Raw genomic sequence first — 12,924 nt, 5'->3', positions numbered from 1 at the left:
CTAATCTTTTGTTCGGCATAGAATGAATGTTCAATTTATATATTGGAGGTTTTAGAATGAGCAAAACAGTCTTTATTACGGGGACCAGTTCAGGATTGGGTAAATTAACGGCGATTCGATTTGCTCAATTGGGCTGGAACGTCGCGGCCACCATGCGTACACCCGAGAAGGAAACCGAACTTACGGCTTACGACAATATTAAAATTTTTAAACTGGATGTCACCAAAGTGGAGCAAGTTCAAATGGCCGTGGAACAAGCCATAGCCGCATTCGGCAAGATTGACGTCGTCGTCAATAATGCCGGTATGGGCACTTACGGCCCGTTGGAGCTAGCCAATGAGGACGCGATCGATTGGCAGTTCGCCGTTAACGCGCGGGGACCGATCAATGTTATTCGTAAATTTTTGCCACATTACAGAGCCAATGGAGGGGGCATGTTTATCAATATCAGCTCCTTCATGGGGATCACGACAGCGGTGCCGCTTGGGTCGCTCTACAACATGTCCAAGTTCGCTTTGGAAGGATTGACGGAAGGTCTCTATTACGAACTGAAGCCGTTCAATATCGAGCTTAGATTGATTGAGCAGGGCGGCTCTACAGGAAATAATTTTAAGGAAAGTATCACTTGGAACAGGGATGAGAGCATTAGAGATTACGATGATTTGATGGCGAAAGTGCAAAGTTTAATGAATACCGCCGATACCGGCAGCAGTCTGGATGACCCTCAAATTATCGTGGATGCCATTGTCGCTCTGGCAACGGGGGAAAGCAAGAAGTTCCGTACCGTTATCGGCGCAGCAGGCAACGACCTGATGACTCTTAGAAACTCTGTGCCGATTGAGGATTATTTGGAGACCATCGCTAAAAATTATATGTAACGATATGACAACCTTCTCCCGCTGCTACCCTGAGGCTGTATTGACTGAAGAACGTATTAAGTATATTCTAAATTAGAATGAACGTTCGATTTATGGTGGGAAAGGAAGATCTGGATGTTTGAAAAATACAACAAAGTGCAGCGGGCCGTCCTCGAAACGACTCTTAACATTATTATTCGGAAGGAATTACAGGCTACCTCAATGGCGCTAATAGCCAAGGAATCTGGCGTATCGACTGGGAACATTTATCATTACTTTCAAAGTAAGGAAGATATTGTAAACGAGTTGTACAAAGCAATTGTCACATTCAACGGAGAGTATGTTCGCGAGGGTTTATTGCAGGGCAGAACGATTCGTGAAAAGTTCGAATTAGGTTGGAATCGGGTTGTCGAATTGGGTGAAAAATATCCACAGGGCTTTCAATTTATTGAGCAGTATTCGTTCTCGCCTTACATTTATGACGAGGTGAAGCAGGCAGTCTATACAGATGGCTGGTGCGGGCCTATGGACAAGTTGTATGAAGAAGCCATTCAGCAGAAGTTGTTTATCCCCATGAATCCGAAGCTGATGGTACAGATGCATTACGGGACATTAGTTTATATTTTGAAAGCCCATCTGCAAGGAATCTTCGAATTAACCAGCGACAGCGTGCATGAAGTAATCCGTTCCTGTTGGAAGGCTGTGCAACTCGCGGATGATACAGTTCAGCTTAACGGAACAATCGGCTAAAAATGCGAAAGGAGCATGCCTCGGCAGCTCCTTCGTTGTTTATTATTGCTCCACCTCATACAAGGACTCATCCAATGCCTGAATGAATGGGGTCCACTCTCCTGCTGCGTACAGCAGAAGCCGATGCATGGCACGCGTGCATGCGGTATAAAATAGCTTACGCTCGCTCTCCCGATGATACGTCTGCGAAGATGCGTCATAGATTAGAACGGCGTCGAATTCAACGCCCTTGGCGAGATACACGGGGATTATCAATGTTCCCTTCTCGAAGGTGGGCGTGCTCTTCGTCACAAGCTTCAGCCCCTGGCATCCCTGAGCCGTCAAGAGATCATAAGCCTCTTTGCTTTCGGCCGCTGTCTTCGTAATGACGCCGATGGAGACGAAGCCTTCCGCCTGAAGCGCCGCGAGATGCTCAGCTATTCGCGCTGCCCGCTTCTCGCCGTCGCCCGCCTTAGAGAGGAGCGGTTTCCTGCCGCTTCGTTCAAAGGGTACGATTTCCTTGGCGCTTGGCAGCAGAGACTTCGTGAATTCCACAATCTCGCGGGTTGACCGGTAACTGCGAACTAGGCGGAACAAGCGCGTTTCAGATTCGCCATAAAGCCGGATGAGCGGCGAATCTTCACCGTACAGCTCTGTTGCCTGAGCAAAGATGGCCTGACCGAAATCACCAAGCACCGTCATGCGGGCACGGGGGAACATTTTTTTGAGGAACTCATATTGAAACATCGAATAATCCTGACCCTCGTCGACGAATACATGCCGGATCTCCGTGTTCATCCGAACGCCCTCGATGAGCTCTTTTAAATACAGGTACGGTGTCGCATCTTCATAAAAAAGCTCGAACCGGCCAAGCTTCTCCTTGGTCTGCTCACAGATTTCCGGCCAAAGCGAGGGCATTTCGGCTCCATTGGTCATCTTCTTAAAAGCATCTTCATCTTGAAACAGCTGGCTGTACAGCTGGGCCATATCTATGAACAACATCCGTTTTACGCTTCGCCTTAGCGGTTTAAACTGCTCCTTCACGATCATCCGGCGCAGCAGCTCTTCCTCCCGCTCAGCATAGTCAAAATCGCCCTCGTCCGGTCTGCGCTTGCTGTTCAGCCTTTCGCGGACCTCTTCATACTGCTCGGCAAAGTCAAACACGCCCCTCTCCTTGTGCAGTGCATGATACGCTTCGGCGTACTGATCCTTGCCCAGATAATCGAGCTCCTCCTGCACCCAGAGCGCCTCACGTTCCTTGCTTTCCAGCAGGGTCAACTCACGCAGCAGCCACTCCTGCAGCATAGCGATGCGGTTGATCATGCGAATGGAAGGATCATAGCTGTAAAATACGGATTGCATTTGCTCAGTTGTGATCAAATCACGGTCCCGAAAGCGGATGCTTGTGAAGCGCATGCCCTGCTGCTCCAGCCACTGCGCATAATTCTGGAGAGCTTGCAAAAAGTCTGCGGATGCCTTGTACTCCATCCCTTTCATCCGGGCCTCATACCCTTGGCTTGATGCTTCTGTCAGCACATATTCAATCTGGTCAAAAGGGTCATCTACACGGAACGTCCCGCCAAGCCAGTGGTCCAGATATTCCTGGAAGGTCGTCTGCTGCATGTTTTCTTCACCGAGCTCGGGAAGAACGGTAGATACATAGCTGTTAAACATCGGATTAGGCGAAAAAAGAACGATTTGGTCCGCCTTGAGCCGCTCGCGGTGCTTATACAGCAGGTACGCCACCCGCTGCAGCGCCGCCGAGGTTTTCCCGCTGCCGGCCGCCCCCTGCACGATGAGCATCCGGCTTTTGTCATCGCGGATAATGGCATTCTGCTCCTTCTGGATCGTCGCGACGATGCTCTTCATCTGATTGTCCGCACCCTTACCGAGCACCTGCTGCAGCAATTTATCGCCGATCGTTAAGCTCGTGTCGAACACATTCTGCAGCTCCCCCTCGCGGATCTGATACTGCCGTTTCAGCTTCATCGTTCCGGAGATGGTTCCACCCGGCGTGTCATATCCGGCTGCTCCCGGGGAATAATCGTAATACATGCTCGCGATCGGAGTACGCCAGTCATAAACCAGGAAACTCATGCCGTCTGAATCAACGAAGGATGACACGCCGATGTAGACTTGCTCGGTAGAGTTCAAGCCATCCTCGTGGAAATCGATGCGCCCAAAGTAGGGAGATGACAGCAGCCGCTTCATGCTTTTCCACTGCTGCACGCGTTGCCGGTGGCTTCGCTCCCGTTCGGACAATAACGCTTCTTGCTGCCTGATACTGTAAAAGGTCTCTTCAAAATCTTCGTTGGTGCTGGTATTGACCGTAACTTCCTCCCAAAATCGTTTGCGGATGTCCACCGCCTGATCGCGCAGACCAGACACTTCCGGCTCCAGTTCGGCAATTCTCGCTTGCAGCTTCTCCGAAACCAGATCCAGCCGCTCCTGCTCTTGCTTCCAATCCTCCGCGCTTATCATCTTCCTGCATGCACTCCTTCATTTAAATTTGAAGAAAAAGAAAGTTTGACAAACCGTAATGTCACGTGGTAAGATTAAAGTGTAAATAAGATGGGTTAATTGTGAAAATTATTAAAATATAATCAGTAGTTCTTCAATCATAGCATAGTGCTTCTTTGTGCGCAAACTTTATTTATGCATAGTTGAACCCCCGGCGGGATTGCCGGGGGTTTTTTGATTTAACTCTTGCGCCGCTTGTCGGAAAGCACCTTTAAAATTAGTATGTATCGAACATTAGTCGGTCAATACTTGCGATCTACCTGCCTGCTTATCTGCTGATGAATCCCATAGTATGGAGCCAAAATCGCCATTTGTTGAAAGGAACCTTTAGTTTTGAAAAAAATATGGTATATTTATTGATAGATTTTAGTAAAGGAGCCTGTCACCAAGGGCTCCTTTTATTTTACATATAGAGATGATTGCTGGAAAAAATAAAAATAAAAAACGGAGGATAGTATGGAACATCAGGCAATTTGGGCCATTGGGATCTTTTTAATCATTTATGCATTGATTATCTCGGAGAAAATACACCGGACGATCCTAGCGATGCTTGGCGCTATCGTAATGGTTGTACTGGGTATCGTTAATCAAGAAACCGCTCTGGAACATATCGATTTCAACACGTTGGGACTGCTTGTTGGGATGATGATTATCGTCGGGATTACGGCTGAGACAGGGCTTTTTAAATACGTGGCTTTAAAAGCGGCCAAATCGGCAAAAGGGAAGCCAACCCGGATTATGATTGCGTTAATGCTGATCACCGCGGTAGCGTCAGCCTTTTTGGACAATGTAACGACAGTTCTCCTTATGGTTCCGGTTACCTTTAGTATCACAAGGCAGCTTCGTATAAATCCAATACCTTTTCTCATCACACAGATTATGGCATCGAATGTTGGCGGAACCGCTACATTAATTGGTGACCCGCCTAATATCATGATCGGGAGCGCAGTTAAAGAATTGACGTTTATGGCATTTATCAATAACTTGACGCCTATTATTATTATTATTGTGCTGGCTTACATCCCCTTGTTCATTATGATCTTCGGGAAGCAAATCCAGTCGAAGCCTGAATTCCAGCAAAGCATCATGGAAATGGATGAAAAGGCGATGATCACCGATCAAAAGCTGTTGAACAAGTGTCTCTTCGTACTTGGCCTTACGATCGTTGGCTTTTTTCTTCACCAGACCCTGCACTTGGAATCAGCGACCGTTGCCCTTAGCGGGGCGTTTCTGCTTCTTCTGTTAACCGGAGAGCCTATGCTGGAAAAAGCGTTCCACAGCGTCGAATGGATCACGATCTTCTTCTTTATCGGATTGTTTGTTCTCGTCGCCGGTCTGGTTGAGACAGGAGTCATTACAAAATTAGCTGAAAAAGCGATTGAGTTGACGGGAGGGGACTTGTTAACCACCTCTATGCTTATTCTCTGGTTAAGCGCGATTACCTCCGCATTTCTTGACAATATTCCTTTTGTTGCAACCATGATTCCATTGATTCAGGATATGGGAACTATGGGCGTGAGCAACCTGGAGCCGTTGTGGTGGAGTCTTGCTTTGGGAGCATGTTTAGGCGGAAACGGTACACTCATCGGCGCAAGCGCCAACTTGATCGTTGCGGGACTGGCGGGAAAAGAAGGGTACCCCATTACCTTTGTAAAATATCTGAAATATGGATTTCCGCTCATGATTCTTTCCATTGTCCTTTCAAGTATCTATATTTATTTGCGCTATTTGATGTAGGAAAGGCGAGTGTAACCCATGTTAACTTATACTTATGATCAGCGGATCATCTCGATTCAGGAAAAGGCAAACGAAGCGGATATTGAATTTCAGATTGAACTCCTTGGTGACAATAAGCTGGATGCTAAACTCAAAGACATTCAACACGAATTTGAAGAGAATGCGGTTCTAACGGATGTTTTGTTTTACGTTTATCCGAATCATAAATATCACATCATTGTCAGACAAGATTTTTACAATGATTTTATTCTTGCGCTGATGAAACACCGGTTGCTGCTTCGTGTGGAGTGGAAATAAGAATCCCATGTTAAAAATGAAAGGAGTGGTCGTAGGCCACTCCTTCATCGAACCCATAATACGGTTGCAGACAAACCTCATGTATGGATTATGCCGATATTTTGCTGCTTTTTTCCCTTTTGCTTCTATTGGGATACAACATAAATAATAGAACAAACCATAAAGGGGTGAACAATAAAGCCGGACGTGTTTCGCTAGCGAACAGCATAATGATGAGAATTGCGGCAAACAACGCTAAGACAACATAATTAACAAATGGCGTAAAGGGTGCCTTGAATTTTGATTTTGCCTGTAATTCCGGCCGGGTCTTCTTATACTTGATATGGCATACGAGAACGACGCCCCAAACCCAAATAAAACAAATGGCACTTATAGTTGTCACGATTCCAAAAGCCTGCTCCGGAATGAGTTTACTCAAAAGAGCGCCAACCGATATGACAAGCGTTGAAATGAATAGCGAATTCCCTGGTACATGATTCTTATTCAGTTTGGCAAAATGAGAGGACGCCTGGTTTTTTTTGCTTAAATTATAGAGAATCCGGCTTGTCGAGAACATCCCGCTGTTGCAAGCGGAAGCGGCTGAAGTTAATACGACAAAATTAATAATCCCCGCGGCAACCGGAATCCCTACTAAAGTAAAGGTTTTTACAAAAGGACTTTCAGCCGGACTGAGCTCCGTCCATGGGTTAATGCAGAGCAGGACGAACAGCGCGCCAACGTAGAAAAATAAGATCCGTAGAGGAATTTTATTAATAGCCGATGGGATGTTTTTTTCCGGATTCGCCGTTTCCGCTGCCGATACCCCCACTAATTCCACACCGACATAGGCAAATACAACCATTTGAAAGGAAAATAAAAAGCCTGAAATGCCGTTAGGAAAAACTCCCCCGTGTTCCCAAAGGTTTCGTATCGTCACCGATCCTGCATCCGTCTTAAATCCCATGATCAGCAAAATGACCCCAATGCCAATCAATGCAAGAATCGTGATCACTTTGATTAAAGCAAACCAGAATTCCAGCTCTCCGAAATTTTTTACCGTTAACAGATTGAGTCCTAATAAAATAATTAAGCAAAAGATTGCAGGTACCCATTGCGGGATATCGAACCAATATTGTACATATACGCCAACCGCAATCACATCAGCCATAGCCGTCATGATCCAGCAAAACCAATAAGTCCAACCGGTTATAAACGCGGCCCGAGATCCAAGATAGTCTTCCGCAATATCTGTAAACGATTGATAACCTGCTTTAGACAACAGGAGTTCTCCAAGTGCTCTCATCACGAAAAACACGGCGATCCCCACGATGATGTACGTAAGCATGATGGATGGGCCTGCCTGTTGAATCGCTTTACCTGATCCCAAGAACAATCCCGTACCAATGGTGCCGCCGATTGCGATAAGTTGAACATGCCGATTTGCTAGCTCTCTCTTTAATTCTGGTTGTGCCATACCTAGTTCCCCCTTATGAATGCAATACCTTGGTGCCAATAAAAAAAGAGATTGGATGTCCTCCAATCTCCCGGTTCATAAGAATATCGAATCATACTTATCCTGCTGACAACGATCAGCATAACAAATAAATATTCAGTACTCTTCTGTCCTTTTGCCTGAGATTGTGAACCCTTCGGCGCCGCGGAATTTCCGCGGTCTCTCCAGAAGCTGCTCCTGCTATAGTGTGCCCATAGCAATCATAGCTTGCTAATTATTCAGTTAGTGAAGCGGTAATGCCTTCTGATATTTTAACATATTACTTGCGATGTAAGTATTTTATCTGTGATGAAAGTCACAACAACTTCCCTAACCCTTGGGTTTAAGGCTAGTCCCTGTTAAAAATGAGGTTACTTGTGGTAGGGTTCACCGCGCTGTCTATAACGGCAAGTTATTGGGCCATCCATTGCGGGATGATCCTTTCATTTGAAGTATTGAACTAAGGTTTCCCGTTAGAATTGAGGTATTAAAAACTTGAAACTCCCGTGTGCATAAAGTTACTTTGTCAAAAAACGCATTAAGAAGTCCACATCCGGTAACCCGTACTCTTCCTTCTCAACCTCTTCCAAAATAAGACAATTGATGATGTAAAAGTACCAGGCCAACAGCTTCCGTGGATCTCCCGAGGAGAATTCTCCAGCATGCTGCCCTTGAACAAAGATTGGAATCAGCCTGTCGAGTACAACATCCACTGAATGTTCTTCTAGAATCCGTGCCGCCTCCTCTGGAATTTCACCCGTCTTGCGTGCCCTTAGAATGAACATAAATGCATATTTACTGCTCTCGTCTAGCATGCCTTGGGTTAAAGTCTTGATTTGTTCAAAGGGAGAGCCGGACAAATATTGAAGGTTCTCGGTTTCCTTCTTCGCTTCTTCCATTAACTCCTGAACGAGCGTGGTGAATAGCTCTTCTTTGGATTTGAAATACCGGAAAATAAGGCCTTCGCTGATACCGGCTTCCGCAGCGATCATACTCGTTTTCGTTCCCGAGTATCCGCGCCGGGCAAATAGTTTAAGCGCCGCTTGCTTAATCTGTTCTCTGCGCTCGTCGCGGATCAGATTAAGCTGGTGTTTATTTAATGGGGACAATGAGCCTCAATCTCCAATCTTATCAAGGAATTATCCTCATAGTACCACGAAATCTCTAAATTTATCCCATCTGCAATTCGTTCTCTGTTCCGACCGCTAGAGGACGTACCCGCTTCATAAGTTCCTCTAAGAATTGCTCCGGCCGGGAAAAACAAGCAAGATGGCCGGCATTCCGAATCCGAACATATTCTTTGAAAGGAGCTTCAATCTTGTCGAAGTATGCTTTTGCCGTTTCAGTTGGCGTTATGATATCTTGATCTCCATGCATAATAAAGAAAGGCAATTTAAAGCATAGTCCAACCTTGTCGAAGTCAAAAGCCACTAACTCGTCAAACAGGTGGCCAAGGGTGTAATTCATCCCTTTGAAAATATTGATGAGATCACTGAACTTGTGTTCAGGGGAAGAGAGCATAGACGGCAGAATGAGGTCCATAATCATATTTGGCACATCGTTGATCACTTTAACCAGATACTGATTCCTCAGTTCGAAATCTTTGCGGCTCCATCGCGTGGGATCCGGCCCCATTTTCTCGACCAAATGAACTCCCTTCGCATTGCCTGCATTGCGGAAAGCGTCGAGCGTCACTTTGTACGTTTGATGCTGAGGATCCGGAGCATTTTGATCTGTACCGACATAAGCATAAAACAGGTCGGGACGCTGTTTAGCCATCACAATTCCAATCAGACTCCCTACTGAACTGCCGATGAGAATCACTTTCTGATGCCGGAGTTTGTTGCACAGATATTCCGCCAACTCGATGCCGTCCTGAGCAAGGCGGTCGAAGGTGATCGTACCGCTTCCGTCTTTTCCGTTCCTAGTGAACGTTTTGCCAGCGCCTCGCTGATCCCATTGAACGATTGTGAAATGTTTCTCCCACGAACGCAATAACGGGCTGAAAATGGAGTACGGGGAAGCTGGTCCGCCATGGATGAACAATAGAACGGGATTATGGTAATCCTCTCCCCGTATGGTTACCCATTGGCCGATATCGCCGATTTTAACGTAACGGCTTTCAACGATACGATTCGGCGTATGAATCTGAAGCAGCCTTGTGTTTTTACGCCGATTACGTGTTCGCAGTAATAAATCCGGCAGGATGTTCTTTTTACTCATCTTTTGCATCTCCTTTCGGAACGAATGATGAATTGAATGATGAGTGAGTAGCTCACTCATTTAAAGTATATCATTCTCCGCTTATTGTCAATCGCGAGAATTAGCAGTACTATGCTTCCCGTTTATCGACGAGCGAACGTTCGCGCTCATGAGCGCCGTTGGTCGCTCATCCAGATCGTTGTCAAGCAGATCCACGTCAAAGACGAGCGCAAGGTCGAGGGGATCGAACTTGCGCTTGACCCGACTGTCCAGAAGCTTTTTTTTGAACTGGCCCCTTTCGCCAAAGCGGCGGAGGGGGCTTTTGCTTTCCGCAAGAAAAATCCCTCTCCAGGTACTGTATCGTTCTGTGACTCCAAAAAGCATGCAGAAGCCCGTTTACGATGATTTTTCCGCCGAGTGTGGCCCATCCCAAACTCATCCCGAACAACGAGCTTTTGAAGGATTCTGCGAGTTCCTCCCCAATAAACTTGCCGTTACTTATGTACGGTTCACTGTAACGGTCATAACGGCGAAAGTGACGAAAGGAGCATGCCGCGGCTGCTCCTTCGTCACTTATTTGGATCCATCCCGTTCAGATAGGACAATCTGCTTTAACTGGATGACCAAGCTCTTAAGCTCCTGCTCCTGTTCCAAAAAGGCGCACAGCGCCTGAATGAGCGGCCGCTTTAGCTGCGGCTGGGCAATCTCAGCGCCTAACAGATGAATAACCTCTTGTAGCTCCTTCCGCCGAGCGCTCCCGTTCGGCCAGACCTCCAGTGCAGCCGTCACTCTGCCAAGCAGCTCCTCAATAGCCTGCTCTCTTTCCCTCCGCCAGTCGTCCGAGCCCATGTGGATGAAAGCGTCGTAAGAACTTTGCCCGAGCAGTGCCTTCGAGCCTGCCCTTGTCATATGTGCGGCGAGCGCATCCAACTTATCGACGATAAACCAAGCCGTATCTTCAATCGACAGCGGCTTCACCTCATAAAGGATGCGCAGCAGATAATCCTTAAGAATGGCACGGTATATAAATACCAGATCCCACAGAAACGGCTCAATTTGCGGACCATAAACTTCTAGCAGCCAAGCCTTGTGCCACTCCATCATGCGGCCTCGAACATGATTCCGAAGCGGACGGAAGGTAGCATCCTGTGTAATAGGGAGCTCCGTAAACTCAACCAAAATACGATTGAATTCGATAAAATACTGATAGCGGAACACAATCTGCTTGACGAGCCCTTCCTTGGGAGTCCCCGTCTCTGTTTTCTTCAGATGCTCTGCCTGGTCAAAATACGCCATCTGGCACTCATCGAATACTTGGCAGAATAGGTCCTCCTTCGAGGGAAAGTATTTGTACACCGAGCCCTTGGCAATGGAACAGTCCTCGGCGATCTCTTGAATCGAAGTTGCAAGAAACCCTTTTTTCTTAAACAACTGGAAAGCTGAACGAATAATCTCCTGTTTCGTTACACTCATCATCACAAATCCTCTCTTGACACCTTGTGACCAAGGGTACAAAATAATAAACATAGAGTCAAGTGACCAATAGTTCATAATTTTATACAAAGAGTCATGGCGAGGGTCAAACTCGATTTTGTTCACGGAGTGTGATGATTCATGGAAGAATTATTATTTCATTTTCCTCAGACAGCCTTAATCGTAATTGATTTGCAGAAATGGCTTGGAACCGGCTATGCCCCTCATTCAGCTGAGCAAGTCGTCAGCCGTGCTGCCTCCATGGTGAAGGCGTTCCGAGACGCAGGTGCATTTGTGGGGCTCGTGCGCGTATCCAGCAAGGACTTCAAGGATATGCCGCGTCCTTTGCTGGATCAGGCTCCTCCTGCAATGAACCTGCCACCCGGCTGGGATGAAATTGTGCCAGAGATCGGTGTCACGAACACCGACCACGTGATTACAAAGCGCCAATGGGGTGCCTTCCATGCGACGGACCTGGATCAGCAGTTGCGCCGGCGTGGCATTACGACGATCGTCCTTTGCGGCATTGCTTCAGGTATTGGTGTGGATACCACAGCGCGAGAAGCCTTCGCCCACGGGTATCAGGTGATTTTTGCGATAGACGCCATGACCGGCTTCAGTGAGGCGGAGCATGAGCATGTGCGTTCAGTGATCTTCCCGCGGCTTGGCAGAATTCGCACGACGGCGGACATTCTAACCTGTGCCTCCCTTCACTCTTCGACTTCTGATTAAAGAAGCTATCGGAATCAGAGCCAGTCATCCTTAGGGAAAAATAATCGAAAGGCGACCCCCTGCGGTTTCGTACGGGCAGCCGGGGTAGAACTTCTCTGCCCGAGGGGCAGGGGCAACGAATGAAGTAGACGACAAATCATTGTCTGCGACCTCGGCGGGTTCAGGCTGAGCCGCGTATGCAGCTGATTATTTTGTAACTATCGTTATATTTCGCCGTTATTTATGGTAGGGTTCACCGTAACAGTTATAGGGCGAAATTTCCTCCACATACACCACTATGCCACACCTAAGGCGCTATGACTTTATCATTAAAATTTCCATCGCTGTGCTAGCGCTAATCGTAGGCGCAAATGTTTCCTTATCAACAACATACGGCATGTAATCTGGAAGGGCAACTGGTATAATGAGATAATACTGGAGGGAATCTTATGGATCCATTTTTAAAGGCATTAAACGAAGTAATTCATTCGTGGGCGGAACTATCTAAGGAATGGGGGCTTATTGAACCTGACTATTCAGACAGGTTATCGGAAGGCTACCCCTTCAACAAGGACTTTAACGAGATAGTACACGAATTAATTGAATGGAAAGAAAAGTTACACAATATTTCTAAAGGCTAGGGTTAAGGAATCAAAAGGTACCGTCATTTGACTTCTGACGGTACCTTTTGATTCTATTTTTATTGATATATACTCCTCTATTTTTGAGTAGATAGAATGCTTAACAAATTTTTTAAATACTGATCTCTTGGCAACCTTAAAGATTCGATGGTCAATCAATATAATGCTACATAGAAACTAGACAGCAAAAAAGGAGATCCTTAGTTGTGCCAACACCGAGAAGAACGTTTACACCGGAAGAAAAAGCACGGATCGTGCTGGAGATTTTGAAAGAAGAAAGATCCAT

General features: G+C 46.6%; 12 protein-coding genes and 1 riboswitch. Of the genes, 7 read left to right on the top strand and 5 right to left on the bottom strand.

Annotation, left to right across the window (positions count from 1 at the left end):
• The first annotated feature begins 56 nt into the window (after positions 1-56).
• Entirely contained in the window at positions 57-878 is an 822-nt protein-coding gene (locus tag EH198_RS23780) for an SDR family oxidoreductase (RefSeq protein ID WP_124697966.1), read from the top strand.
• 114 nt (positions 879-992) lie between these two features.
• A complete protein-coding gene (locus EH198_RS23775; RefSeq protein WP_124697965.1) occupies positions 993-1,607 on the top strand; it encodes a TetR/AcrR family transcriptional regulator in 615 nt (204 codons plus the stop codon).
• 42 nt (positions 1,608-1,649) lie between these two features.
• On the opposite strand, the gene helD is transcribed toward EH198_RS23775, so the two are convergent.
• Entirely contained in the window at positions 1,650-4,067 is a 2,418-nt protein-coding gene (helD, locus tag EH198_RS23770) for an RNA polymerase recycling motor HelD (RefSeq protein WP_124697964.1), read from the bottom strand.
• Positions 4,068-4,562: 495 nt separating this feature from the next.
• Here helD and EH198_RS23765 point away from each other — a divergent pair, with 495 nt between their 5' ends.
• On the top strand, positions 4,563-5,843 hold the full coding sequence (locus EH198_RS23765) for an ArsB/NhaD family transporter (protein WP_124697963.1): 1,281 nt from the start codon (positions 4,563-4,565) through the stop codon (positions 5,841-5,843).
• Between the two features lie 18 nt (positions 5,844-5,861).
• Positions 5,862-6,140 (top strand): hypothetical protein, encoded by a 279-nt coding sequence (locus tag EH198_RS23760; RefSeq protein WP_124697962.1) that lies wholly within the window; start codon positions 5,862-5,864, stop codon positions 6,138-6,140.
• A gap of 88 nt (positions 6,141-6,228) precedes the next feature.
• Here EH198_RS23760 and EH198_RS23755 read toward each other — a convergent pair whose 3' ends face one another.
• The 3 genes from EH198_RS23755 to EH198_RS23745 all read right to left on the bottom strand — a co-directional run bounded on the left by EH198_RS23755 (position 6,229) and on the right by EH198_RS23745 (position 9,834).
• Entirely contained in the window at positions 6,229-7,593 is a 1,365-nt protein-coding gene (locus EH198_RS23755) for an amino acid permease (protein ID WP_124697961.1), read from the bottom strand.
• Between the two features lie 136 nt (positions 7,594-7,729).
• Positions 7,730-7,810, bottom strand: a riboswitch (glycine riboswitch).
• 319 nt (positions 7,811-8,129) lie between these two features.
• A complete protein-coding gene (locus EH198_RS23750) occupies positions 8,130-8,720 on the bottom strand; it encodes a TetR/AcrR family transcriptional regulator (protein ID WP_124697960.1) in 591 nt (196 codons plus the stop codon).
• Between the two features lie 61 nt (positions 8,721-8,781).
• Positions 8,782-9,834, bottom strand: a complete 1,053-nt coding sequence (locus EH198_RS23745) for an alpha/beta fold hydrolase (protein WP_124697959.1) — start codon at positions 9,832-9,834, stop codon at positions 8,782-8,784.
• 111 nt (positions 9,835-9,945) lie between these two features.
• Between EH198_RS23745 and EH198_RS23740 the strand changes: the two genes are divergently transcribed.
• Positions 9,946-10,218, top strand: coding sequence for a hypothetical protein (locus EH198_RS23740; protein WP_124697958.1), 273 nt, complete (start codon positions 9,946-9,948; stop codon positions 10,216-10,218).
• Between the two features lie 168 nt (positions 10,219-10,386).
• On the opposite strand, the gene EH198_RS23735 is transcribed toward EH198_RS23740, so the two are convergent.
• A complete protein-coding gene (locus EH198_RS23735) occupies positions 10,387-11,286 on the bottom strand; it encodes a TetR/AcrR family transcriptional regulator (protein ID WP_185703037.1) in 900 nt (299 codons plus the stop codon).
• A 141-nt stretch (positions 11,287-11,427) separates the two neighbouring features.
• Between EH198_RS23735 and EH198_RS23730 the strand changes: the two genes are divergently transcribed.
• The gene (locus EH198_RS23730; protein WP_124697956.1) at positions 11,428-12,018 is read left to right on the top strand and encodes an isochorismatase family protein; all 591 of its coding nucleotides are present in this window, start codon (positions 11,428-11,430) and stop codon (positions 12,016-12,018) included.
• Positions 12,019-12,446: 428 nt separating this feature from the next.
• Entirely contained in the window at positions 12,447-12,638 is a 192-nt protein-coding gene (locus EH198_RS23725) for a hypothetical protein (protein ID WP_124697955.1), read from the top strand.
• Positions 12,639-12,924: the final 286 nt, after the last annotated feature.

The organism is Paenibacillus rhizophilus, assembly GCF_003854965.1.
Lineage (GTDB): Bacteria > Bacillota > Bacilli > Paenibacillales > Paenibacillaceae > Paenibacillus_AQ > Paenibacillus_AQ rhizophilus.
The sequence above is the reverse complement of the archived record's forward strand: the minus strand, read 5'-3'. Positions and strand labels throughout refer to the sequence as shown.

Bases quoted from the DNA above. Each gene is read 5' to 3' on its own strand.
- EH198_RS23765 (WP_124697963.1), top strand. From the start codon at position 4,563: ATGGAACATCAGGCAATTTGGGCCATTGGGATCTTTTTAATCATTTAT.
- EH198_RS23735 (WP_185703037.1), bottom strand. From the start codon at position 11,286: ATGAGTGTAACGAAACAGGAGATTATTCGTTCAGCTTTCCAGTTGTTT.
- EH198_RS23740 (WP_124697958.1), top strand. From the start codon at position 9,946: ATGCTTCCCGTTTATCGACGAGCGAACGTTCGCGCTCATGAGCGCCGT.
- helD (WP_124697964.1), bottom strand. From the start codon at position 4,067: ATGATAAGCGCGGAGGATTGGAAGCAAGAGCAGGAGCGGCTGGATCTG.
- EH198_RS23755 (WP_124697961.1), bottom strand. From the start codon at position 7,593: ATGGCACAACCAGAATTAAAGAGAGAGCTAGCAAATCGGCATGTTCAA.
- EH198_RS23745 (WP_124697959.1), bottom strand. From the start codon at position 9,834: ATGAGTAAAAAGAACATCCTGCCGGATTTATTACTGCGAACACGTAAT.
- EH198_RS23725 (WP_124697955.1), top strand. From the start codon at position 12,447: ATGGATCCATTTTTAAAGGCATTAAACGAAGTAATTCATTCGTGGGCG.
- EH198_RS23780 (WP_124697966.1), top strand. From the start codon at position 57: ATGAGCAAAACAGTCTTTATTACGGGGACCAGTTCAGGATTGGGTAAA.
- EH198_RS23760 (WP_124697962.1), top strand. From the start codon at position 5,862: ATGTTAACTTATACTTATGATCAGCGGATCATCTCGATTCAGGAAAAG.
- EH198_RS23775 (WP_124697965.1), top strand. From the start codon at position 993: ATGTTTGAAAAATACAACAAAGTGCAGCGGGCCGTCCTCGAAACGACT.
- EH198_RS23730 (WP_124697956.1), top strand. From the start codon at position 11,428: ATGGAAGAATTATTATTTCATTTTCCTCAGACAGCCTTAATCGTAATT.